This window comes from Pseudoalteromonas sp. QJM3NY_12, from assembly GCF_056173165.1.
Genome location: NZ_JBWBUF010000002.1, coordinates 649,833 through 674,439 on the forward strand (window position 1 = coordinate 649,833; position 24,607 = coordinate 674,439).

Consider the following 24,607-nt stretch of genomic DNA (forward strand, 5'->3'; position numbering starts at 1 on the left):
TAATTATTATTAATATATTTGATTACAGATCAATCAACGCATTTAGCCACACTTCACTTTCGCGCTCTGGGCGTTGGTCAACCGTTTGCCATTGTTTTAGTATTTTAAGCTCGGTGTGGTGGGCAATTAGCGCAGTTAGGCCATCTTCATTTAAATCGGTAAATTCACGGCCGTTATGCACGCGTTCTTGCGTGCCGTATTTAAACGACACATACAAAACACCGTTTGGTTTTAGGGCATTTTGCAGCTTTAAAAACACCTGCGGTAACTCTACTTTTGGCACATGTAATAAACTGGCGCAGCACCAAATGCCGTCGTACATATTTGTACAATTAAGCTGCTGAAAGGCTTTTACCTCTACAGTTTGTTGTAAGTAATTACTGGCTAACTTTGCAATATTTTCGCTTGCATCAAACGCGCTAACAGTAAAACCTTGCTGTTTAAAATACATAGCATCGCGGGCACTGCCACAGCCAGCATCTAAAATATGGCCATGTTTAGGGATAAGCGGTAAAAACTCTGCGTAAAGCGCCGACATATCAACATTAAGGGTTGAGTCGCTAAAAGTTTGTGCATGTTGATTATAGTAATTGAGTGTTTTAGTAGGCACTAAATTCACCGCTCCTTGGTTTATTTATTAATCTGGCATTCATTTATAACTAATCTACAGTATCAACATTTAAAAATATAGAGCTACGGCAATATATACGCCCTAAGTAGTATGTTTTTATTACAAAAAAGCATTGTTTAACTGCACTAAACTCATGTTGTTTACACTTTTACCTAATTTTTCTACATCCTTGAAAGTATTAAAGTTATATAAAACATGACTGTTACTTACCCTGCAGTCTAACGGCTTGAATAAACGCTTATTCAAGCCGTTATAAGCTATCAAGCGTTAAGTTAGTGTCGACCCCTTAAGTCCCCGCATTTGTTTTTACTGGGCTACCTGCACTGCGCGCTCTTTATTTATTACAAGCGGGATAAATCTGCCAGCTAGTGTATACTTAGTTGTAGTCATTCTTTAGAGTAATAAAATGCTAAGACTCGCTTTTGTTGTATTACTAATAATTGGTAGTTTTAAGGTATTTGCCTGTGCCAAAACACTTAAAGTGGGTACTAATGAACGCAACTGGCCGCCTTATGTGGTGGCAGTTAATAACAATTTAACAGGCGTTGAAATTGATGTGGTAAATACGATTTTTAACAGCTCACCTTTTTGTTTAAAGTTTATGTTGCTGCCTACTTCTGCTCGTGCTTTTGAAGAGTTAAAAGAAGGCCGTATTGATATTGTTTTTGCAGCCAGCATAACCCCTGATAGACAAAGTTATGCCTATTTTAGCGATACTTATCGCGATGAAATAATGCGCCTTTATAAATATAGCGACTCTCCTGATATAAATAACCTAAGCGATATTTTTTATAGAGATTTAACGCTCGCTATTGGTCGCGGTAGTTATTATGGCGCTGCATTTGCGCAGTTTAAACAAAATCATCCTGCTCACGTTATTATGATGCCCACAGCCGACAAACGCTTTGCTATGCTTAGTAAAAACAGGGTTGATTATGCAATAGAAGACGAAGTAGCTGCACAATATTTTATAAACCAACATCCAAGCGTTAAGCCTGTTCCTAATATGGCGGCCATTAATAAGAGTTCGATTCATTTAATGTTGAGTAAAAAAACCATTAACCAAGTCGAGTTACAAACTATAAATGAGTTAATTAAGCAAAATAAAAGCAACATACACGCTATTTATCAGCGGTTATAGCTTTTAAGCTTTATTCTTTTACCTTTCATCTTTGGGCGTGGATCTGTATAATTCGCGGCCTATTATTTACTCTATCGCTTGTTTATTTATGCGGCACCTTGCTGCAGCTTAACCCTGCCATTAATTTTCTAGGATTACTTTTTTTGATCTCCACCGCAAATATTACGATGCAGTTTGGCGCAGAGCCGTTGTTTGAAAACATTTCAGCTAAATTTGGTAACGGTAACCGTTACGGTTTAATTGGCGCTAACGGCTGCGGCAAGTCGACATTTATGAAAATTTTAAGCGGTGCGCTTACGCCTAGTGCAGGTAATGTGTCTATTACGCCAGGGCTAAAATTAGGTAACCTAAGCCAAGATCAATTTGCGTTTGAACAATACAGCGTAGTTGACGCGGTAATTATGGGCGACGTTGAGCTTTGGAAAGTAAAACAAGAGCGCGACCGTATCTACTCGTTGCCTGAAATGAGCGAAGAAGACGGCATGAAAGTGGCCGAGCTTGAAAGCGTTTTTGCTGAAATGGACGGTTACACCGCAGAAAGCCGCGCAGAAGAAATACTACTTGATGCAGGTATCGATAAAGAATTTCATTATGGTTTAATGGCGAACGTAGCCCCTGGTTGGAAATTGCGTGTGCTGTTAGCACAGGCACTATTTGCTAATCCTGACATTTTGCTACTAGATGAGCCAACCAATAACTTGGACATTCATACTATTACGTGGCTTGCGAATGAGCTTAACCAACGTAAATGTACCATGATTATTATTTCCCATGACCGTCACTTTTTAAACTCGGTATGTACGCACATGGCCGATATTGATTACGGCGAGCTGCGTATTTACCCAGGTAATTACGAAAAGTACCTTGAAGCCTCGGGCTTGCAACGCGAACAGTTATTAGCTGAAAACGCGAAAAAAAGCGCTGAAATAGACGAGCTGCAAGACTTTGTTAACCGTTTTGGTGCTAATGCCTCTAAAGCAAAACAAGCCAGCTCGCGCGCTAAAAAAATGGACAAAATTAAGCTTGATGAAGTTAAAGCATCAAGCCGTATGAGCCCGTCACTGAGCTTTGACGAAGGCAAAAAAATGTATCGCCAAGCGCTTGAGCTAACCAAACTTGGCCATGGGTTTGACGGTGAAACGTTATTTACCGGCGGCGACTTATTGCTTGAAGCGGGTGCAAAGCTTGCGGTTATCGGCGAAAACGGTGTGGGTAAAACCACCTTTTTACGTTGTTTAGTTAACGAGCTTGAAAGTTTACACGGTGAAGTTAAATGGTCAGAAAACGCGACCTTTGGTTACTGCCCACAAGACAGCAGCAAAGACTTTGATAACGACTTAACTTTATTTGATTGGATGTCGCAGTGGCGCACTGCTAAACACAACGATTTAATGGTTCGTGGCATGTTAGGGCGTTTATTATTTACCGCAGACGATTCAAATAAAAAAGCGCGTAACTGTTCAGGTGGTGAGAAAAACCGTCTGTTATTCGGTAAGTTAATGATGCAAGACGTTAACGTACTAATAATGGATGAACCAACAAACCACATGGATATGGAAGCCATTGAAGCGCTTAACAATGCGCTAAAAGATTTTAAAGGCACGCTTATTTTTGTAAGCCACGACCGTGAGTTTGTATCGTCACTAGCAACGCGTATTGTTGATATTAAAGACAAGCAAGTGATTGACTTTCAAGGTACGTTTGACGAATACCTGGCAAGCTGCGAAGAAAACAAAGTAGCTTAAGAGCTAGGTTAAAGGTTAAAGGTTAAAGAAATAGCCTAAACCATTTTAAAAGCGGTGCTTGTTTAAGCGCCGTTTTTTTGTGTCTGTATTTCGGGGTTCGGGGTTCGGGGTTCGGGGTTCGGGGTTCGGGGTTCGGGGTTCGGGGTTCGGCAGAATTGTGCTTGGTAGTTTATTTATAAAAAAGCAAAGAAAGGCTGTGTTTTTTTGCTCATTTGCACTCATTCTTTGCTCTTTGTGCAAATAACTTTTAAGTGATTTATTTACCACTGAAGGTTATGAGGCGCTGCATTTTACCCGCGACTCGCAGCTCGAAGTCCGTTGTCTTCTCATTTACTCTCATTCGCTTCTCTGTGTTCAAATAGCTTTTAGTGAATTATGCACAAAGAGGGCTATGAGGCGCTGCGCTGAAAGAGTAGGTTAAAGGATAAAGGTTTCAGATTTTAGCACTAGCTCGCGCCTCGCAGCCCGTTGCCCGCAGCTCGTAACTTTCAAATAATAAAAAAAAGGAGCATTGCTGCTCCTTTTTAAATATTACTCAGGTTTATTTAATATCAAACCTATCGGCGTTCATTACTTTTACCCATGCATTTATAAAGTCGTGTACAAAACGGGTTTTGTTATCGTCTTGAGCATAAAACTCTGCCAATGCACGTAAAATTGAGTTTGAACCAAACACTAAATCAACCCGCGTAGCCGTGTACTTGGTTTTACCGCTTGCGCGCTCAACTATATTGTACTCGCCTTTACTTGCAGGTTCCCAGCGGTTGTTCATGTCGGTTAAATTAACAAAGAAGTCGTTACTCAGTACGCCTACGTTGTCGGTAAATACGCCATGCTCACTATTGCCATAGTTAGTGCCCAGTACGCGCATACCAGCTAGTAACACGCTCATTTCTGGCGCGGTTAAGCTCATTAATTGGCTGCGCTCCAGTAATAGCTCCTCGGCGGATACAGCGTAGTCTTTTTTCAACCAGTTTCTAAAGCCATCATGAATTGGCTCTAATGGCTCAAATGACTCGGCGTCGGTCATATCATCAGTTGCATCGCCACGCCCTGGGGCAAATGGTACGGTTACATCAACCCCGGCCTTTTTAGCGGCTTGCTCTACTGCAGCGGTGCCGCCAAGTACAATTAAATCAGCCATACTAACAGGCTTAGTTAAACTCGCTTGCAGTGTTTCAAGTGCGCTAAGCACCTTGGCTAAGCGCGCAGGCTCGTTACCTTGCCAGTTATTTTGCGGAGCAAGGCGAATACGGGCGCCATTAGCTCCACCACGGTGATCGGAGCCTCTGTAAGTACGTGCACTGTCCCATGCGGTATTAATTAAGTCGGTTTCACTTAATCCACAATTAAGTAGCTTCGCTTTTAAGTCGGTTATTTCAGCGTCGCTTAGGGTGTAATCAACCGTTGGAATTGGATCTTGCCAAATTAAATCTTCGCTTGGTACATCGGCACCTAAATAGCGCGATTTTGGCCCTAAATCACGGTGGGTTAACTTAAACCATGCGCGAGCAAATACGTCAGTAAAGTACTCAAAATCGTCATTAAAACGCTCAATAATTTTACGATATGCGGGGTCGAGCTTCATTGCCATGTCGGCATCGGTCATTATTGGGTTTAAACGAATTGATGAGTCTTCCACATCAACGGGTTTATCTTCTTCTTTAATATTAACCGGCTCCCACTGATGAGCACCGGCAGGGCTTTTTGTTAGCTCCCATTCGTAATTGAGCAACAATTTACAATAGCCGTTATCCCATTTAGTTGGGTAGGTTGTCCATGCGCCCTCAATACCTGAGGTCATGGTATCGCGGCCAATGCCACGGGTTTTATGGTTATTCCAACCAAGGCCTTGCTCGTGTACGTCGGCAGCTTCTGGCTCTGGGCCTAAGTTTTCTTCTTTACCATTACCGTGAGTTTTACCTACAGTGTGGCCACCAACGGTAAGTGCTGCGGTTTCTTCGTCGTTCATGGCCATGCGGGCAAAGGTTTCGCGGACTTGATCTGCAGTTTTAAGTGGATCGGGCTTGCCATTAACCCCTTCTGGGTTTACATAAATTAAGCCCATTTGAACTGCTGCTAATGGGTTTTCCATGGTATCGGGTTTATCAACCTGGCTATATCGCTCATCACTTGGGGCCAACCATTCTTTTTCTGCGCCCCAGTAAACGTCTTTTTCTGGATGCCAAATATCTTCTCGTCCGCCAGCAAAGCCAAAGGTTTTAAGTCCCATTGATTCATACGCCATATTACCGGCTAAAATCATCAGATCAGCCCATGAAAGCTTATTGCCGTATTTCTTTTTAATTGGCCACAGCAAACGGCGAGCTTTGTCGAGGTTAGCATTATCAGGCCATGAGTTAAGTGGAGCAAAACGTTGATTACCCGTACCGCCACCGCCTCGGCCATCCGCTAAACGGTATGAGCCCGCAGCATGCCATGCCATACGGATCATCAGGCCACCATAGTGCCCCCAATCAGCTGGCCACCACGGTTGGCTTTGGGTCATTAAGTTTTTTAGGTCGGTTTTAAGCGCCTCTAAATCCAATGAGTTAAAAGCGTCGGCATAATTAAAGTCGTTATCGTAAGGGCTGGTTTTACTATCGTGCTGATGAAGAATGTCTAAATTCAGTGAGTTTGGCCACCAATCTGTATTGGTGTTTTCAGTTGTGGTATTACTGCCATGCATAACTGGGCATTTACCCGCTTTATGATTATCCATATTGAGCTCCTTTTTAAGTATAAATAAAAACGCCCATGCTTACCGCTTTTGGTATTCACCAGTTGGGAGCGCTGTTATTTTATTGCCATTAAATGAATGGCGTGTATGGTCTCTACTTATTCAATATACGTGTAGCTGCTTTGATACGCTAGCGCAAGGCGATGCTTTAAAACGATTACAATCATTTATAAATATGATGATGCTGCCAGCAAATGAATATTAAAACTTTTTATAAATTAGATGATCGTTATTAAAAATAGCCACGTAATGTATGCTGAAGGGTTTGAAAGTGACTTAGGTTATCTTAAGTGCACAGTGGAATACCCCCCTTCGCCATGAAATTATAGTTATAAAAGGTGTATAAATTATTTATGCACCTTTATTTCTCCCCTATTTTTAACTATTTGAATTTAGTTAAGTAAAAATTCAGGTAGTGACACATACACTAGGCCCTATCTCCTATTGTTCCCTGAGATGTTGATGTAGTTTTTTCCAGCCCACCTTGGGCTGGTTTTTTTTTGCCTATAATTACTGCCACCCAAGTTAATACCAGCTTCCCTATACTCACCCTAGTACCAATGATGTGCGCATGTTAAAGTTAGCGAAGCGATTAATTAATTTTTTAACTAGGCATATCAATGCGTTTTTATTTTTTACTATTTATTGTTTTTATAGGTGCTTCATCTGCAGTGCAAGCTGCTGATAAAAACACTGCTACCTTAGATGAGCAACAGCAACGTGAATTAGCACAGCTAAAAGAACCGATGTATAAGCCATTACTTGAGCGTTATATTCTCGACGAATTAAAGTCGGTACGCCAAGATCAACAAAAACTGCGTGAAGACTTAACCAAACAGGTCACTCATGCTCAGTTAGATACCGCTGATAGGGCGCTAACTTACACAACCGACACGATTAACAATGTATTTTTTATTATCACCGCCACCGCTTCTATTTTAGTATTGGTGGGCTGGAATTCATTACGTGATGTAAAAAATAAAGTAGAAGATATAGTAAACACCCGTGTTAGTGTGATTACTGACGAGTACGAAGACCGCTTGAAAATTTTAGAAGAAAAACTGCGAGTTCGCTCTGAAGAAATACTCAGTAACCAAGAACGTATATCGATCACCAACGAAGTTCATTCGTTATGGATGCGAGCCAACCTAGAAAGTGATATTGCTAATAAAATTGAAATATTCGATGAAATTTTAAAACGTAAACCAGAAGATGTAGAAGCCATTGCCTATAAAGCGGATGCGTTATTAGAGCTAAATGAGACTGAGCAAGCTATTGAGCTTTGTAATCAAGCTATTGATATAGACAGTGATTATGGTTATGCCTACTGGCAAAGAGCCTGTGCATATGCTTTAACCCATGAACATGCAGATGCCCTAGCTGATATAAAAATGTCGCTTGAGTACTCGCCTAACTTGCGAAACGAGCTACTTCACGAAAGTGCTTTTGCCAGCCTACATGATAACGAAAGCTTTAATGCTATTGTTTCAAATGAAGCCTAGCGTTTAAAGTATAAATCTATTGATTTAGAGAGCAGCTCGTCGAGCTGCTCTTCAAAATCTTCTATATCAATTTCAAAATGATTTAAGTACGCTTTAGCCTGCACCTGAGATAAATTGCGGTTTTTAACGCTATATTGGCGCTCATCTTTTTGCTTGTCGTATCGGGGTAAAAATAATAACTGCGCATAATAAGGCGATTTAATGTGCTTGTTCGCAAAGCGACAAAAATCTTCAATGTGGTCTACGCCATCAGGGCCTAAACAGCCTGGCTCTACTCGATACATTACACGAATTTTTTTCTCGTCACTTAGCTGCATAATTAATAATTACCTAAAAAATAAAACCCTAACCACTTTACCATCTTTGATCTGATAACTTGAAATAAGCTCTGAACGCTTATCTATAACGTTCGCATCCGTTGAACAGGTTTCTGACAGTTCATGGTCTATTACAATATCACCATGCACAATACGCTTGATTGGTGATGAGCGCAGACACTTAAGTTTTTTAAACATAATGCCATAACGCGCTATTAGTTTTTCTTTGCCTTTAAATAATAGCTCATTCGGGAAAATATAAAACTCAACATCTTCATCATACATGCGAATAAATTCTTCAATGTTACGCGCGTTGTAAGCGTTTACTAATTGCTCAACAACAGCCAGTGACTCGCGAGACTGTTTTGCTTTGGCTTGTTGCCTTGCTGTGAGTGCTTCTTTTGCTTGTGTTACTGCTTGCTCAGCTTGCGCAACAGCCTGTGCTTTATCAGCTTTACTATTAGGCTGCTGTGCGGGCTTTGTTGATTCACTGCCCAGTACTTGAGAGTCATCTGCTTTTACTTTCTCAACAACCGGCTTTTTTGGTGTATTAGCCTCTTGGCTTAATGTATCAAGCGCATCTTGTTGCTGCGGTGCGTTTTTTTGCTGTGTTTGTTTAGTCTCGTCCAGCTGTGTTGATTGCTCTATAGCATGACTATTTAACGTGAAAGCGGCCAATAAACAGGCACAAATAATAAATAAAGATTTCATGGATTTCCTAAGTACAAAGACTAAATGCAATTAAAGCGCAACATAGCAAATTTTAGGCCTCTGAGATAGTTATTATAACGTTATAACTCACTACCAATACTGCTCAACAGTGATATGCCCCGGCTCTTTTCGGCGATTACGCTTATAGTTTTGAGCCAATAATAATTCTGTGGTGTCTTTAACCATTTGCGGATTACCACACAACATAAATTGCGCGTTATTTGGTGTGGCGCATAATCCAACGTGCTCATATAAAGCGTTGTTTTCAATCACTGTGGTAATTCTACCAGCTAAGCCCTGTAAAGGCGCCTCACGGCTAACAACCGGAATATAGTTGAGTTGACTAGTGTATAATCTTTTTAGTTTGCCAATAAGCTCCTGATAGCTTAAATCGCTATTTTTCCGTACCCCATGCACTAAATTTATGTGTTGATATTTTTGCCATACTTCGCTCTGCTGTAGCATTGATAAAAATGGCCCAATTGCTGTGCCTGTACTCAGCATCCACAATTGCTCACTTGCTGGCACTTCATCTAGAGTAAAAAAACCAGTTGCTCGGCGCTCTATTAATACGGTGTCACCTGGTTTGAGAGTGGCTAAATGAGAGGATAGTAAACCATCAACCACGTTAATGAGGTAAAACTCTAAATCAGGACTTTGAGGGGCGTTAACATAAGAGTAGGCGCGAGCTATACGTTTATCACCGTCCATAATAGAAAGCTTTGTAAATTGCCCTGCTTTAAACGGCTCTACATCAGCGTGAACGGTTATGCTAAATAACGATTCATTCCACCATTTGACTGACTTTACTGTCGCATCAATCCAATTAGACATAGTTACTCCAGAGTTTAAGACGTGTTTTAGCTATCAGCTAAAACTTTAAAATTGTTCATTTTAAAGGCAAGCTTTATAACTTAAACATTAGCATTAAGTTATAAATACTGACAGGGAAATAAATGGGAACACAACGGGCTACGGGCTACGGGCTACGGGCTACGGGTTTCGAGTATCGAGCAACGAGCTAGTGCTAAAACCTGAGATCTTTAATCTACTCTTTCAGCGCAGCGTCTCTTTGCCCTCTTTGTGAATAATGACCTTGCGCGGCATAAAGCTCCGCCTACAGTAAATTTAGAAGTTAACCATATCAGTAGGCGGGAGTTTACCTCGCGCATTTGTGTTTAATATCCTAGACCTGACGCGATATAAAATCGCTGCTACGAAAGGCACTTACTGCTAAAAACAATTTTTCACCACAGAGGGTTCCGAGGCGCTTTGCGCTACACAGAGGTGGATTGGTATTTTTTAAGCATTTCTCTGTAAACTCAGTGTTCTCGGTGGTAAATATTTTTTAATTAATGACCTTGCACGGCATAAAGCCCCGCCTAAAGTAAATTTAGAAGGTAACCATATCAGTAGGCGGAAGTTTACCTCGCGCATTTTAATCTGACATCTAAAGTCTAATTTCTTGTTTAAACACAGAGAAGTGAATGAGAGTAAATGAGAAAACAACGGGCTTCGAGTGACGAGCTGCGAGCTAGTGCTAAAACCTAGGAACATAAAGCTCGTAGCCCTTAGCCCGGTGCTCGCACCTAAATTTCAGGCATAAAAAAAGCCGCATAAAATGCGGCTTTGGGGGTTTAGTCTCACTTCACTTTGGGCGTGTCTCCAAAACTTAGTGAATACGTTACCAAGGAACTGTTTAAGATTAAATTGACTCTAATGCAATTTTTACCATTTCGTTGAACGTGGTTTGACGCTCATCGGCAGGTGTTGCTTCGCCGGTGATCACGTGATCGCTTACGGTAAATAATGCCATTGCTTTTGCGCCGTACTCTGCTGCTACGCCGTATAGGCCAGCTGTTTCCATATCAACCGCAAGTACACCTAGTTTGTCTAGGTCTTTGTAGAAAGTGTCATCAGCTTGATAGAAAGTATCGGTAGTAAATACATTACCTACTTTTGCATCAATGCCTAAATCTTTAGCCGCATTAACGCCGTTTAAAAGTAAATCAAAGTTAGCAATCGCTGCAAAGTCAGTACCACGAACACGGGCACGGTTCACGTTAGAATCAGTGCTTGCACCTTGTGCAAAGATTACGTCGCGAATTTTAATATCGCTGCCAATACCACCACAGGTACCAATACGGATAATATTTTTAACGCCAAAACTAACAATAAGCTCACGAGCATAAATTGACATTGAAGGAATGCCCATGCCAGAACCCATAATGCTCACTGGCTTACCTTTGTAAGTTCCAGTAAAGCCGTACATGTTACGTACGCCGGTTACTTGCACTGCATCATCTAAAAAGTTTTCAGCAATATATTGTGCGCGTAGCGGATCGCCTGGCATTAATACTGTTTCGGCAAAATCACCTACGTTTGCACTGATATGCGGAGTACTCATTGATTGTTTTCCTTTTGTTTGGCTAAAAGCCCTATTACTTTAAAAATATAGTAGCGTATTTTTAAATTACTTAACTGTATTTAGCTTATCGACGAAGCCATCACCATACTCTAACGCTTTTAGGTTAAACCATTGCGCAAGTGTTTGACCGATATCAGCAAAGCTATTGCGCTCACCCAGTGGCGTGTTGTTCATTCCTGGCTGATAAGCAATAACTGGCACATACTCACGAGTGTGCTCTGACCCTGGAAAGGTAGGGTCACAGCCATGATCGGCGGTGATCATTAATAAATCATCTGGCTTTAGCTGATCTAAAATAGTTGGTAAGTAATCATCAAACTCTTTTAGCGCTTTAGCATAGCCAACAGGATTTCTGCGATGGCCAAACTTTTCATCAAAATCAACTAAATTGGTAAAAATCAAACTGTGATCCTGCGCAGTTGCCATCACTTCACTGGTTTTTTCTAGCAAGTTCATTAACCCTGGTGCTTTATGCTTTTGGGTAATGCCTTGGTGCGCATAAATATCTGAAATTTTACCAATACTAATTACTTCGCCACCGTCTTTTGCAAGTACATCAAGCAATGTTGGCGAAGGTGGTAATACTGAATAATCACGACGATTACCGGTTCTGGCAAAGTCTTGACTATTTGAACCCAAAAATGGCCGCGCAATCACTCGTCCTATATTCATTTCATCAAGCAGCGCCCGTGCGATTTCGCATACTTGATAAAGCTTCTCTAGGCCGAATGATTCTTCATGCGCGGCTATTTGAAACACACTGTCAGCTGAGGTGTAACAGATTGGTTTACCTGTTTTTACGTGCTCTTCACCTAGCTGCTCTAAAATGGTGGTTCCCGATGCATGGCAATTGCCTAAAATGCCCGGAATACCTGTACGAGCAATAAACTCGTCTACAAATTCTTGTGGGAAACTCGGTTGTGTTTTTGGGAAATATCCCCAATCAAATAACACCGGCACGCCAGCCATTTCCCAATGTCCCGATGGCGTGTCTTTTCCGCTTGAAAGCTCTTTTGCATAACCCCACGCGCCTTGTGGCTCATTGCGATCAGCAATTAAACAGGGTTCTTTACCAGCGGCTTCACATGCATCTACTAACCCTAATTTTGAAAGGTTAGGAAGCGAAAGCTTGCTGCCAGTTTCGTCATAATATGCCTTGAGTAAATGTGCGAATGTATTAGCACCTACATCACCGAATTTATCTGCATCGGGTGCTGCGCCAATTCCTAAACTATCCGCCATTAAGATAATTGCTCTTGCCATTGTGACCTCACATCTGTTCTAGGTGGTTACTTTATCCGCTCTTCGATTTTTCCGTACAGGACATAAGTCCTGTTTCATAAAACCTAAACATTATAAATTTGCACTCTTAAGCGAAGCAAAAGAGATTAATCGTGTCTTTTTTGCTATTGTGATCTACCAACAATATATCCTTCTGTGTGGGTGAGAACTTTAGTGACACGAACTATTATAGCTATTGCAGGCGCATCGGCGTCCGGCAAATCTCTATTTAGCCAAACAATATACAATGAATTGGTGAATGAGCTTGAACCAGGCGCTATCGCCATTATTGAAGAAGATGCTTATTACAAGGATCAATCGCATTTGCCGATGGCACATCGTACGCAAACGAATTACGACCATCCTGATGCATTTGAACACGAATTAATGCTTGAGCATTTAACACAACTTCGTAATGGCCACTCAGTTGAAGTACCAACTTATGATTATGCCCAACATACACGCAGCGATAAAACACGCCGTGTGGCTTCGGCTAAAATACTCATTGTAGAAGGTATTTTATTACTGAGCGATAAAGCACTTAATAAAGAATTTGATATTAAGGTGTTTATAGATACACCGCTAGATATTTGTTTAATGCGCCGAATGCAGCGCGACATGGAACAAAGAGGCAGAACATTACAATCTGTTGTTGAGCAATATCAAGCAACTGTTAGACCGATGTTTTATCAATTTATTGAGCCTTCAAAGCATAACGCTGATTTAGTTGTGACTCGAGGCGGTATGAATCGCGTTGCGATTGATATTATAAAAAGTAAAATAAAATACATTTTACAAGAATAACAACGGGAAACGTTTGTATGACAACATTTATGAGCTTAGTAGGCATGATGGTGCTACTAGGCATTGCCTTTGCGGCTTCAACTAACCGCAAAGCAATTAGTTTAAGAACCGTTGGTATAGCGTTTGCTATGCAAGTCGTTATTGGCGGTTTTGTTCTGTTTTTTGAAGCAGGCAAAAATGTATTAACAAGCATGTCAGCAGCTGTTTCATCGGTTATTGGTTATGCAAATGACGGTATTGGGTTTTTATTTGGTCCGCTAGCGTCGCAAGATACGCTTGGTTTTATATTCGCAATTCAAGTATTGCCGGTTATTGTGTTTTTCTCAGCGCTTGTAGCTGTTTTATATCACCTTGGCATTATGGATTGGATAATTAGAATTTTAGGCGGTGGTTTACAAAAGCTTTTGAAAACCTCGCGTACAGAATCGCTTTCAGCAACGGCCAATATTTTTGTGGGCCAAACTGAAGCACCGCTAATAGTTAAGCCATTTATAGCAACAATGACTAAGTCTGAATTGTTTGCAGTAATGGTAGGTGGTTTAGCCACTGTAGCAGGCTCTGTAATGGCCGGTTACGTAATTATTGGCGTAGACCTTAAGTATCTTATTGCGGCAAGCTTTATGGCGGCGCCAGGTGGTTTTTTAATGGCAAAAATGATTGTGCCAGAAACAGAAACTCCTAAAGATAACTTAGCAGATTTAGATTTAAGTGATGATGATAAACCAGTTAATGTAATTGATGCAGCAGCATCAGGCGCAGCTAACGGCATGCATCTAGCACTTAACGTAGGTGCAATGCTACTTGCCTTCGTGGCGTTAATTGCTCTACTAAACGGTTTATTAGGCGGCGTTGGTGGGTGGTTCGATTACCCAACATTGACGCTTCAAGAAATATTAGGCTATTTATTTGCTCCTGTTGCATGGTTACTCGGTGTACCGTGGGATGAAGCAATTATAGCCGGCAGCTTTATTGGTCAAAAGATAGTAGTAAACGAGTTTGTTGCTTACTTAGACTTTATAAATTATCGCGATACGTTAAGTGCTCACACGCAAGCAATTGTTACTTTTGCATTGTGTGGATTTGCTAACTTATCATCGATAGCCATTTTACTAGGTGGATTAGGCGGTATGGCGCCTAGTCGGCGAAAGGATATCGCACGCTTAGGGCTCAGAGCAGTGTTAGCAGGATCTATGGCTAACCTTATGAGCGCAGCAATTGCTGGGTTTTTCCTCTCGCTAGCTTAGAAACTTAAAGAGATGATCCATCTGTTGCAAAACAATAGGATAGCGCTTTAAGGGGTTAAAGCACTATCTGACTTGAACGATACTTCACCAAGGGCCGCAAGGCCCTTTTATCGTTTTAGCACCTCTACTTTCTAAATCCTCAACAAAATTATGCTTTGCTTAACCTTCATCCACGCACTCCTTAGCCATCATTGCACTTATACCAATCCGCAATAATACTTAATCATTTTGCGGGGCTAAACGTGTCGCTACCTGTGTTAAAAAATTCTCATTTAGAACAACTAAATAGCGAATTTTTTGCCTAGCTATCAACTCGTTTTTCCAGCCTCAAAATAGACCACTTAATTAAGCGAATTGGTATTACTAAAAAATATGAACAACTGTGTAACTGCAGAAGCATTTAATTGTCAGCCCTTTACAAAAGGCGCTTGAGAGTGCGAAGTTAACAAGGATGAATGGCTGTGAAGAGGTAATATAGGCATTATTAAGCGGGAACTTTTTGAGCTTTTCCGCGCTTGGCCGACCTAAGCTTTAATTTTTTACATAACGGTTAATGTAAGGTTCATAGCCAGACTCTGCTTTAAGTTGCTTTAGAGCTTGATTAAAACGTTCTACGATCACAGGTGAAGCAGCTGTATTAAAACCAATATAGTTGCCTTTAAGTTCATCTACATGAATTTGTTCGAGCTTCACTAAATCATCTCTAGAGTAGCCAAACGGCTCAGTTTGATGGTCAATGGTAAAGTTAGATCCAATAATTAAATCGATGCGGTTTTTAAAAAACAGTCGCATAAACGAGTCAGTGTCGCTAAATAGCAATAAGTTTTTATCAGCTACAAACCCAAGTCGGCGCACCAGCATTTCATAAATATCGCCACGCACTATACCTAACGAATAGTTTTTAGCTTGGGTGATATCGTCCATCACAATATGTTCGCTGGTTTTTAATTTATAAAAATAGGTTTGATTTGACACCAAGGGTCCAACCCATTGAAAAAGAGGTTCTCGCTCTTGCGTTTTTGCCAAAGAAATAATGGCTGAATGTGGGTTATTTTGCACTAAGTGGTAAGCGCGCTTCCAGGGTAGCATAATAAACTCGCACTTTAGTGCGGCACGGACACAGGCATCTTTTACTATGTCATGATTAATACCCGCCAATTGGCCTGCACTACTTTGAAAGTTATACGGAGGAAAACTTTCGGTATAAATAACCAGCTTAGGCTCAGCAGCCTGAATTTTTTGGCTAAATAACAGCACAAAAGCTAATAATATAAATTTATAGATACACACCCCCTGTGGTTTAAGTAATAACTTTAACCTAGAAAACTCGTAGAGACTATTAATTTATAACGTTGTTTGTAATGTTAAAATAGCAGATGACGTAAATAGCAATAAAATGACGGGAATGTTAAAGCGGTGGTGGGATGTTCTTAAATTTTGGGCACAAAAAAAGCGCCTTAAGCGCTTTTTTTCATTTTACTTAAAAAGTAAAATTATAGAGCTGTGATGTTATCAGCTTGAGGACCTTTTTGACCTTGTGAAAGAGTGAACTCTACACGTTGGCCTTCAGCTAAAGTTTTGAAACCTTCGCTTTTGATTGCTGAGAAATGTGCGAAAACGTCTGGACCGTTTTCTTGCTCGATGAAACCAAAACCTTTAGACTCGTTGAACCACTTAACTGTACCTGATACGATGTTAGACATAGTATTATTCCTGATATAAAAAATTAAATTGTGCCCTAATGGGCGGTGTAGCAAAAAATGAGATGGTACTTAAAAACTTCAGGACGGTACTACAAGTATTACTTATACAACAACGAAATGGAGATTTATAAATTATCATGCTTTCTTTCTAGCTGCGGCCTACTATATAGAGTTACAGGGGTAAGTCAACCCTTTATGTTATTTAATTAATAAAATAACCTTCGTAACTCACTTTAAATGTTAAGCACTTGTTTAAGCAGCTTAAAATTCAATTTCTAACGCCATTCTAAAGCTATGATTCTTCTCTGACTGGCTGATTTCAGTAATAAAACCGGCTTCCCACTTTAGTTGTTTTTGTCCATCAAAGCGGTGCAAGCCTATAAACCCTGGGCCAATACCCACAAAGTCTTCACCAAGATACACCTCAACCGCGGGCTGAAAAGCAGACAAGTATCGGTAGCGATACTGCGCTCTAAACTCGCTTTCCCATTCGTTCTCTATATCTTGCCCCCATTCGTATACTAAAAAAGCATTCATGGTGAGGCTTGCACGACCAAACTCTTTTTCAATTACAAAGCCGGTGGTTGCTTCGTATGCGTCGGCGTCATGCTGTTTTTCAAATTCAAATAATGCCCCCCAATCGGCCCATAACCGGCCTTGCTCTATTAGTTGCCATCTAAGCTCCAATTCATACGCTTGCAAGCCAAAGTCACCGTTATCATCGCGCTCACCCACGATGTAGCCTTCCAATGCCATAGTGTCGTTTATTGCGCCGCCTAAGCCAACGCGCTGCGCTAAAATATTACCACTATCAGTTTGATGCGACACAAGCCGCCATTCTAGCTCGCGCTCAAACGGCAACACATACGGATGATAAACTTTATCTACTACTATGCCATCAGCATAAACGAGCTTAGGTATTAATAAACAAAAACCAATTAATACAGTGGCTGCAAATAGGTTTATTGCTTTCATGATTTTTCCTTAGTGATTAATTTAGGAATAAAATAACAAACAGATAAAAATAACACGCTACTCAACGCATAGCTTAAAACACTGGTTAAATTAGGCGTAGCCTCATAACCAATCAGAGCGCGCAATACTCGTCCAAGCTCTGAGTTTTCGGTTAAAATGTCACGTAAATCCCATACGGTTACCGTTGTTGCTATCAAATCAATTTGGCTCGCCAAATCAAGCGCCACAACTAATTTTGCCGCACTATTTAATGCTAACAATACTAATAAAGGAGTAAGCCCGAAGCGCTGTTTGGTTGCACTCAATAAAAAATACAACAACACGCTAAAGCTGCTGCATATTCCCAAGCCTAAAAAAGTGCCAATAAATAAACTTTGAGCCGCTTCGTTGTTTTGCCAAAAGCCAATCAGGTAAATAATGTAGTGACTTAAATAAAGTGTCATTACGCTGATAATCGCAATCATAAAAGCAGCTGTTGCTTGTTTAATGGCGTAGTACAGTGCACTAATAAAAATTAAAATACACAAACCAATTTGGGCATATTCTAAACCCTGATAGTCAAACAAGGGGCTAATTAACGGCGCACTTTTTACAAACAAAAATGAAAGCCCGATCCCTAAAGTTAGCCCCCCCAGCAATTTCATTAAGCTTTGCTTGGCTACAACTTGAAGTAAAATAAGTAAAATGGCCACCGGCAGTAACTGGTTTAGACTCATCACAAGGCTAGTTATTAGCATTAGAGCGCTCCTTTTCAGTCACTATGACAGCACCACGCGCCGTATTGGGCGAAAACTCGCCAAAAAATTCATAACGCCCAGGGATTAACGGCCCGATATAAATAACGCTTTTGCGCTTAGGGTAAAGTACTTTCTCTCGATTGAGATCGAAACTGTCGAATTCCTCAGGCGTACTATCTTGATTTTCGATTAACAAGCGTACCTTTTTATTGGCCGGTACGACGATTTCTGCGGGGTAAAACAAATGATCTTTAAGTACAATAAGGTAGTCTTTACTGGCGGCGTTAAATGATAAAAATACACAACAATATAAGTAAGGCCTAATAAGTCGTTTAATCACATTTAGCTCCTGCAAAAACTACCTGTACTTTTAAGCCACCCAAATCACTATCCGTTAAGTGAATTTCAGCGCGATAAATAGCAATAATATGCTGCACTATTGCCATGCCCAAACCCGCACCTTGTTCACCCGAAGGGTGTTGGTCACCGCCAACACGATAAAAACGGTTAAATATCCGTTGTTTTTGATCGTCCGTCATACCTGGGCCACTGTCTTCTATTTGCCAAATACGCTGCTTGTGCATCTGCTTTAGCGTTATTTTTATTTGTCCATTGGCTGGTGCGTACTTTATGGCATTGCTAAGTAGGTTTGAAATCAACGTCACTAAGGTAAATTCATCACCGTTAATGATAAAGTCATCTCCCTCAAGACTAATAGTGTGGTTTTTAGCCTCTATTTTTTCATACAACTGGCTAACACCTTCTTGCGTGATCGCTAATAATGACTGCTCCTTAAACTGTTTTTGCCACTGCTCTGGCTGAGTACGCCCTAGTATTAGCATTTGCTCTACTATATTGGATAGTCGGTTAATACCTTGAGTCATGGCTTGTAATTCTTGGTTATCGCCTTGTTGAGCAGCCAAATTATGCACATTAATTTTTAAACTGCTCAGGGGAGTACGTAATTCATGTGCCGCATCAGAGGCAAAAAAACGCTCTCGTAAATAGGCGGTTTCTACGCGTTTAAATAAATCGTTTAAGCGGCTGATCACCGGTTTTATCTCTTCATCAGTCACCTGCCAATTGATCGCAGTGAAATCATTTGCTTGGCGCAGAGCTAACTGTTTTGATAAACGGGTTAATGGTGCCAGTGCATATTTAACAAAAAAGCTAATAAATAGCGCAAGCAAAGGAACCGCCCAAAGCATAGGCAACATGGCTGATAAAATCACCGCCTCGGCAAGTTCAAACCGCTTAGCAATCGGCTCGGCAACAACCACGGTGCGTAAAGAAGTGACAAAAACGAATACCCGCATTCGCTGCCCTGCAATATTAAGCGTTTGAAAACCCGCTTGATACTGGCTCAAATCAAGATTTAATTCGTCAGAGCCACTAAGGAGCTCACCAGCTTGCCAAATTTGATACAGTAACTGGGCGCTTTCTTGCATTTTTGGCGCCATGGCGTTTATAGATAAAGGCTGTTGCATCAACACTCCAGCGACCACTTTTAGCTCACTATCAAGTAGTTGCTCACCATGGCTCATACTTTTTTGGTAGCCTTTGACTAAAGCTAAAAAGCACGTTAACACCATCATTGATAGTAAAATAAGAGTTAAACGCTTACGAATTGACATAGAGTATGGTTACCTTTGTAAATTCAAGTTTGTGCAATCTAGGGGCGTTTTAATCACGTGAGCTATCTCTTTCCCACGACATAACCAATACCACGGAGAGTTTTAATAAAATCGCTGGGGAATTTTTTTCGTAGGTGATGAATATGCACTTCAATGGTGTTAGAGCCAACCTCTTCACCCCACTGGTACAGCTTGTTCTCTAACTGCTGTTTAGATTGCACGCGACCTTGGTTTTCCAATAGTGCCTTTAGCAGCATGTATTCTTTTCGTGGCAGAGAAAGCGGTTCATTGGCTAAAGTGACCGTGTGTGCAGACGTATCCATGGTCACTTCACCACAGTGTAATAAACTTGACTGAGTTTGATTTACTCGTCGGCTCGCTACGCGCAAACGAGCAAATAATTCGGCTGGTTCAAATGGCTTAGCTAAATAATCATCAGCGCCCATATCAAGCCCTTGCACCTTGTCATCTATGCTACTTCGTGCAGTTAGTATAACCACCGGAATCACTTTTTTTTGCGCTTTTATGTGCTTTAGAATTTGTGAACCATCACCATCGGGTAAACCTAGGTCAAGTATAACCAACTCTATTTCACCACTGCCTAAGCATTGCAATGCATGCTTAACCGTTGCGCTATGCTCTACACTGTAGCCTTCTTGGCGCAATGAGCGGCAAAGCCCTTGCGCCACAAGATGATCATCTTCAACTAATAATAAATGCATTGTTTATTTTGTTATCTCTTTAGTTTTTTATCTACTTTAGCTAATAAAGAGCTAATTGCTTGTTGACGATATTTATCAGCTTTAGCACGAGTATCACGAATACCTGCTGCTTGCGCAACTAACAAATGGGCTTTAGCTTGCTCATATTCACGTTCGTCATATAAAAACTCACCATACAAGTAGTTAGTATCAATGCCTTTTTTGTTAAAAGCGAGCGCTTGCTTAAAAAATTTGTCGGCGGTGTCATCATCACCAAAACCAATAGGCCACCCCGGTACTTTACTGTATAAGGTTGCTAGGCTGGCATACGCTGAGCCACCTAAAGCACTGTCGTCTATTTTAAGGGCTTGCTCTAATGATGCTTTTGCATCTTTAGCATAGCCCAGTGCCCCTAACCCGCCCTTTGCGCCAGCAAAACTGGCCAGTACAATGCCGTTCCACGTATAGCTATTTGCTGAATCAGGGTAGCTTTCAATAAATTGAGCACTTTGCTCACTTAGTTGAGTAAAGGCTTTGATTTGTGCCTCGTCTTTAAGCTCATAATTAGCGACCGCCCACTGCTGTTGAATAGCGAGTAAATCGCTTTGTTCGTCTGCAAATACCGGCGATGAAAACACACTAACAATGCTTAAATAAGCTACTAAAGTAAATTTTTTCATAATAAATCCTCTATTAACCTAAAAACTGTTTTATTTTAGGGAGCTGTTTAGCAATTGCGTTATCCACAATACGTGGAAAAACGCCATTGATACGTGCAAAAAGTTTCTCAGGAAAACCAATAAATCGTCTGGTTTTATTTGAGTTTAATAACGCAACTAACTCATCAGCCACCAACTGTGTGGAGTCCATTTGATTACCAAGCGCCCTATTCATTGCTCGGGTTTGTGCATCATTAATATCTGTATCGGTTGCTCTTGGTGCTAAATAACTAACTTTAACGGGTGTATCTGAAAGCTCTCGTGATAGCGCTTCGCTAAAACCACGTAAACCGAACTTACTAGCACAGTAAAGTGTTTGATATGGGTAACCTATGCTGCCAAATGACGACCCAACATTAACTATGGAGCCTTTATTCGCATGCAATTGCGCTAAAAACAGCTGACATAATTTCATAGGGGCGGCTAAGTTAGTGCTCAGTAGATTATCAATTTGCTCACTACTCGATGCACTTAAGCTTTGCATTACATTAATGCCTGCATTGTTTATGAGTAACTTAGCGCCCCCTAATTTTTTGGCTTTAATGGCGAGTGCCAACATGTTTTCGGCAATCGTTAAGTCCCCCACAAAAACTATACTACCGGGACATTGACTACTTAGCGTATTGAGGGCATCACTATTTCGCCCCACCAAGAGTAGTTGCCAACCTTGGCCGTGTAGTGTTTTGGCAATGGCTTGACCAATTCCACCTGTAGCACCAGTTAATACACATAAGCCGGTATTCATGCGTGTTGCTCTTGTGCTGATGCTTTAAAAAACGGCTCGCCGTCTAAAGCGCGAAAAATATCGCCGTACAAACGATAAAAACATTTTGCACCATGTAAAATAGCCTGCTGATCCGCCTCGTCTGTAATTTGATTCATTAAGTTTTCAAAAAACTTAACATGCTCTATATCAAGCGCGCCGTGAGAGGTTAAATAGCTAAATGCTTTTTTAGGAAGCCCTATTGCATTCGCTATGTTTGATGCGGCTCCATCGGCAAGCGCAATTGAGGTCCCCTCTAATACGTGCACCATGCCAAAAAAGCTAAGCGGATTTTTACGTGCAATACTATCGTAGGCATACGACACCATCATTTCAGTGGCGAATTGTGGCTGACTATAGCGCACACTTTCTTTATCAAACCCACAGGCTGCAATATCGTTTAGCACCCACTCTTGATGACCAATTTCTTCTTCAATATATTCAGCTACCGCTTCTCGTAACCATTCTTGCTCGTCAGACAAACGTGCGCCAAGTGACATCATTAAAGGAACGGTGTGTTTTACATGATGATAAGCCTGCGCTAAAAACGAGGCATACTCTTCAAGTGATGCTTGTCCGTTAAATACACGCTGTATAATTGGCGCAGCTAATAAGTACTCACGCTCGTTTTGAGTTTGTGCTTTTAATGTATTAAAAAAATCACTCATGGATCACTTCTCCAAGTCGGTAAAATTGTTCAAAAATAGGGCTGTAGTGCTGGCTAATTGCCGCTCGTTTAGGGCGATTATTAGCGGTTAATAATCCTTGCTGCTCGCTTAAAGGTTGGGCCAAACGATGCCACTTTTTAATCTGTGCGTAGTCAGGAAGTTGCTGGTTTACTGTTTTTAAATGTGCTTTTAATTGCTCATCACTAAATCCGGGAGCCGCATAAATAAGCGCGCTTAAAAATGGCTGGCTTTCACCAAACACCACCGCTTGCTGTATAGCACTTTGGCTTAAAATTAATGATTCAGGCCATTCGGCGCTAACATTACGCCCCATACTGGTGATGATCAGATTTTTTACTCGCCCTTTTATGTACAGCTTATTATTACGCTTAGATACTAAGTCGCCAGTGGCGTACCAAATATTTGGGTTATGCGGCGCTTGATTTAAATACCCTAAAAATAACGCTCCTTTAATAAATAACTCACCATTTTCAACTTTCGTTTCAACGTGCCCTAGCACTTCACCAGCACTATTTATATCGTCATAGTTGGGGGTGTTTAAACTCACTACTGAAGCAGCCTCAGACAGACCATAACCTTGATAAACCGGTAGGTTATATTCTCGTGCAGTTAAAATTAAAGATTCACTAACCCGTGCTCCGCCAACAGCAATAAACTTAAGTGACTTTGGTGGCTGCCAGCCTTGTTTTGCAAAGGCAACTAAACACGTTAATAACTCAGGCACTAAAATAAGGGTGTTAGGTTTTACACTATCGATTGCGCTAATGAGTTTGTTAGGGTTTTTTAACCCTGAGCCAACAAAACCTAATTCGTTTAATGGCATTAAATGTACACAACCGCCACTTAACAAAGGCGCATAAATACCTGCAATATTTTCAAGCAATACAGGTAGTGGCAGTAAACATAAGTGAGTTGGTTTACTTATATTTATTTGCTCACATAATGACTGAGCCACCTGCATCTGGCTTTGTGTTGATAAGCACACCCCTTTTGGCTCGCCAGTAGAACCGGAAGTAAATGTGATTTTTTGAGTGCCCTCAAAGTAATTAATCGGTTCATTAAGCTTGAGCTGATAAATATACAAGGTGTAATGTTCAAACAAAGTAATAGACAATGTATGGGCCCCCAAAGAAAGCCTTGGCATATCACTTATAAACAGCTGTGCGCCACACTGTGCCAGTACATATTGCGTTTGTTGTTGACTAAAAAAATGGGCAATTGGTATTGCTACTTTATTAGCAACATTTGTCGCAGCATCGAGCACCAACCAAGCGGGAGTATTATCAAGTTGAAATGCAATTGCGTTAGCATCTGAGTTTGCAAAAATTTCCGCTACTTTATTAATTTCTTGAAGCACTTCAGTACCTGTTAACTGCTGTGTTTGATTCGCAAAATGCGCGACAACCATTGACTGAGTAGCTAAGTCATTCAAGCTATTTAACATGCTCATATAGTCACCAACGCATTAATTAATGCGGTAATTGCATTTGCATTTTGTTGTTTAATGTCACGTAGCATAGGCGTATTAAGCACCTGTAAATGTGCTTGTTCTAAATTAACAATGCATACTGTAGGCTGGTTCGCGTAGTAACTTCCCCAGCTTTTTGGTTGCTCAACAACACTGCTGTTAGCCAATGCAATTTCATTACACGTTACCCCTAATAAACGCAATAAAGTGCGTACATGTTTGGTGGCACAAAAAGCTAAATGCGTAGCACCAATAGCCCTTAAAGCTTCATTTACAATAATAAAATGCGATAACGTGGCTTTACGATGTGTTGAACAAAGGTTACCTAGCTCAAACACCTTATTTCGCGGTGTGCTTGGTGGTAAAAATTGTTCAATAGCCGCAGCTAAATATTGTTCAAGGAATAAAGGGGAAGTGGCGTTTCTGAGCCCTAATGTGCAATGCCCTTGCACAGTTTTGTACTGACAGAGTAATGGCATAAATGAGGTTAGGCTTGCATTATACGCAGCTAAAAAGCCTTGTTTTACTGTATCTTCAAGGCGTTGACGGTGTTCATCACATTCTCTTGCGCTCACAAACTGTGTGAACGGCTGAAAAAGTGCTAATGATGGCTGTTGTTGAGCTAGTTGCATAAAAGCATCGCCTGTATTAAATCTATAGGTAGAATTTAATAG

Annotated in this window: 24 protein-coding genes; 5 read left to right on the forward strand and 19 right to left on the reverse strand. The window is 40.9% G+C overall.

From position 1 onward, the window contains the following. Window positions 1-22 precede the first annotated feature (22 nt). The gene (locus tag AC0VZ5_RS18610) at window positions 23-610 is read right to left on the reverse strand and encodes a class I SAM-dependent methyltransferase (RefSeq protein WP_475474873.1); all 588 of its coding nucleotides are present in this window, start codon (window positions 608-610) and stop codon (window positions 23-25) included. Window positions 611-1,037: 427 nt separating this feature from the next. Between AC0VZ5_RS18610 and AC0VZ5_RS18615 the strand changes: the two genes are divergently transcribed. Both AC0VZ5_RS18615 and AC0VZ5_RS18620 read left to right on the forward strand, forming a co-directional pair. Further along, a complete protein-coding gene (locus AC0VZ5_RS18615; protein WP_178957017.1) occupies window positions 1,038-1,772 on the forward strand; it encodes a substrate-binding periplasmic protein in 735 nt (244 codons plus the stop codon). A gap of 143 nt (window positions 1,773-1,915) precedes the next feature. Continuing rightward, window positions 1,916-3,517, forward strand: a complete 1,602-nt coding sequence (locus tag AC0VZ5_RS18620) for an ABC-F family ATPase (RefSeq protein ID WP_010389550.1) — start codon at window positions 1,916-1,918, stop codon at window positions 3,515-3,517. A gap of 541 nt (window positions 3,518-4,058) precedes the next feature. Here the strand turns inward: AC0VZ5_RS18620 and katG are convergent. After that, entirely contained in the window at window positions 4,059-6,239 is a 2,181-nt protein-coding gene (gene katG, locus AC0VZ5_RS18625; protein WP_475474874.1) for a catalase/peroxidase HPI, read from the reverse strand. A 638-nt stretch (window positions 6,240-6,877) separates the two neighbouring features. Between katG and AC0VZ5_RS18630 the strand changes: the two genes are divergently transcribed. Continuing rightward, a complete protein-coding gene (locus tag AC0VZ5_RS18630) occupies window positions 6,878-7,759 on the forward strand; it encodes a tetratricopeptide repeat protein (protein WP_138606994.1) in 882 nt (293 codons plus the stop codon). On the opposite strand, the gene AC0VZ5_RS18635 is transcribed toward AC0VZ5_RS18630, so the two are convergent. The 5 genes from AC0VZ5_RS18635 to AC0VZ5_RS18655 form a co-directional block, all read right to left on the reverse strand. Continuing rightward, the gene (locus AC0VZ5_RS18635) at window positions 7,756-8,076 is read right to left on the reverse strand and encodes a hypothetical protein (RefSeq protein ID WP_008112665.1); all 321 of its coding nucleotides are present in this window, start codon (window positions 8,074-8,076) and stop codon (window positions 7,756-7,758) included. The two genes, AC0VZ5_RS18630 and AC0VZ5_RS18635, sit on opposite strands and share 4 nt — an antisense overlap. Before the next feature lie 9 nt (window positions 8,077-8,085). Beyond that, window positions 8,086-8,787 carry a nuclear transport factor 2 family protein gene (locus tag AC0VZ5_RS18640; protein ID WP_178957019.1) on the reverse strand — a complete coding sequence of 234 codons (702 nt, stop codon included), beginning with the start codon at window positions 8,785-8,787 and terminating at the stop codon, window positions 8,086-8,088. A gap of 90 nt (window positions 8,788-8,877) precedes the next feature. Continuing rightward, window positions 8,878-9,621, reverse strand: coding sequence for a ferredoxin--NADP reductase (locus tag AC0VZ5_RS18645; RefSeq protein ID WP_178957020.1), 744 nt, complete (start codon window positions 9,619-9,621; stop codon window positions 8,878-8,880). A gap of 871 nt (window positions 9,622-10,492) precedes the next feature. After that, window positions 10,493-11,194, reverse strand: coding sequence for a purine-nucleoside phosphorylase (gene deoD / locus AC0VZ5_RS18650; protein WP_008110728.1), 702 nt, complete (start codon window positions 11,192-11,194; stop codon window positions 10,493-10,495). A gap of 66 nt (window positions 11,195-11,260) precedes the next feature. Beyond that, entirely contained in the window at window positions 11,261-12,478 is a 1,218-nt protein-coding gene (locus AC0VZ5_RS18655; RefSeq protein WP_198522908.1) for a phosphopentomutase, read from the reverse strand. Between the two features lie 192 nt (window positions 12,479-12,670). Between AC0VZ5_RS18655 and udk the strand changes: the two genes are divergently transcribed. Together udk and AC0VZ5_RS18665 are read left to right on the forward strand one after the other, a co-directional pair. Continuing rightward, on the forward strand, window positions 12,671-13,300 hold the full coding sequence (gene udk / locus AC0VZ5_RS18660; protein ID WP_008110733.1) for a uridine kinase: 630 nt from the start codon (window positions 12,671-12,673) through the stop codon (window positions 13,298-13,300). 17 nt (window positions 13,301-13,317) lie between these two features. Further along, on the forward strand, window positions 13,318-14,544 hold the full coding sequence (locus AC0VZ5_RS18665; RefSeq protein WP_138609254.1) for a NupC/NupG family nucleoside CNT transporter: 1,227 nt from the start codon (window positions 13,318-13,320) through the stop codon (window positions 14,542-14,544). A 531-nt stretch (window positions 14,545-15,075) separates the two neighbouring features. Here the strand turns inward: AC0VZ5_RS18665 and AC0VZ5_RS18670 are convergent. The 12 genes from AC0VZ5_RS18670 to AC0VZ5_RS18725 all read right to left on the reverse strand — a co-directional run bounded on the left by AC0VZ5_RS18670 (window position 15,076) and on the right by AC0VZ5_RS18725 (window position 24,565). Continuing rightward, window positions 15,076-15,801 carry a substrate-binding periplasmic protein gene (locus AC0VZ5_RS18670; RefSeq protein WP_475474875.1) on the reverse strand — a complete coding sequence of 242 codons (726 nt, stop codon included), beginning with the start codon at window positions 15,799-15,801 and terminating at the stop codon, window positions 15,076-15,078. Window positions 15,802-16,037: 236 nt separating this feature from the next. Beyond that, window positions 16,038-16,247, reverse strand: coding sequence for a cold-shock protein (locus AC0VZ5_RS18675; protein WP_008467029.1), 210 nt, complete (start codon window positions 16,245-16,247; stop codon window positions 16,038-16,040). A 261-nt stretch (window positions 16,248-16,508) separates the two neighbouring features. Continuing rightward, window positions 16,509-17,222: a hypothetical protein gene (locus AC0VZ5_RS18680; RefSeq protein ID WP_475474876.1), complete on the reverse strand. Its 714-nt coding sequence runs from the start codon at window positions 17,220-17,222 to the stop codon at window positions 16,509-16,511. Continuing rightward, window positions 17,219-17,959, reverse strand: a complete 741-nt coding sequence (locus tag AC0VZ5_RS18685; protein WP_475474877.1) for an iron transporter — start codon at window positions 17,957-17,959, stop codon at window positions 17,219-17,221. The genes AC0VZ5_RS18680 and AC0VZ5_RS18685 overlap by 4 nt, the downstream gene beginning before the upstream one ends. After that, the gene (locus AC0VZ5_RS18690; protein WP_010388691.1) at window positions 17,946-18,299 is read right to left on the reverse strand and encodes a cupredoxin domain-containing protein; all 354 of its coding nucleotides are present in this window, start codon (window positions 18,297-18,299) and stop codon (window positions 17,946-17,948) included. The genes AC0VZ5_RS18685 and AC0VZ5_RS18690 overlap by 14 nt, the downstream gene beginning before the upstream one ends. After that, window positions 18,292-19,593: an ATP-binding protein gene (locus tag AC0VZ5_RS18695; protein WP_198522911.1), complete on the reverse strand. Its 1,302-nt coding sequence runs from the start codon at window positions 19,591-19,593 to the stop codon at window positions 18,292-18,294. The genes AC0VZ5_RS18690 and AC0VZ5_RS18695 overlap by 8 nt, the downstream gene beginning before the upstream one ends. A 62-nt stretch (window positions 19,594-19,655) precedes the next feature. Then, window positions 19,656-20,315, reverse strand: a complete 660-nt coding sequence (locus tag AC0VZ5_RS18700; protein ID WP_138609245.1) for a response regulator — start codon at window positions 20,313-20,315, stop codon at window positions 19,656-19,658. An 11-nt stretch (window positions 20,316-20,326) separates the two neighbouring features. Continuing rightward, window positions 20,327-20,974 (reverse strand): tetratricopeptide repeat protein, encoded by a 648-nt coding sequence (locus AC0VZ5_RS18705; RefSeq protein ID WP_198522912.1) that lies wholly within the window; start codon window positions 20,972-20,974, stop codon window positions 20,327-20,329. 13 nt (window positions 20,975-20,987) lie between these two features. Next, a complete protein-coding gene (locus AC0VZ5_RS18710) occupies window positions 20,988-21,758 on the reverse strand; it encodes an SDR family oxidoreductase (protein ID WP_198522913.1) in 771 nt (256 codons plus the stop codon). After that, window positions 21,755-22,444 carry a TenA family transcriptional regulator gene (locus AC0VZ5_RS18715; RefSeq protein ID WP_475474878.1) on the reverse strand — a complete coding sequence of 230 codons (690 nt, stop codon included), beginning with the start codon at window positions 22,442-22,444 and terminating at the stop codon, window positions 21,755-21,757. The genes AC0VZ5_RS18710 and AC0VZ5_RS18715 overlap by 4 nt, the downstream gene beginning before the upstream one ends. Continuing rightward, on the reverse strand, window positions 22,437-23,915 hold the full coding sequence (locus AC0VZ5_RS18720) for an AMP-binding protein (protein ID WP_475474879.1): 1,479 nt from the start codon (window positions 23,913-23,915) through the stop codon (window positions 22,437-22,439). The genes AC0VZ5_RS18715 and AC0VZ5_RS18720 overlap by 8 nt, the downstream gene beginning before the upstream one ends. After that, the gene (locus AC0VZ5_RS18725) at window positions 23,912-24,565 is read right to left on the reverse strand and encodes a thermostable hemolysin (RefSeq protein ID WP_475474880.1); all 654 of its coding nucleotides are present in this window, start codon (window positions 24,563-24,565) and stop codon (window positions 23,912-23,914) included. The genes AC0VZ5_RS18720 and AC0VZ5_RS18725 overlap by 4 nt, the downstream gene beginning before the upstream one ends. Window positions 24,566-24,607: the final 42 nt, after the last annotated feature.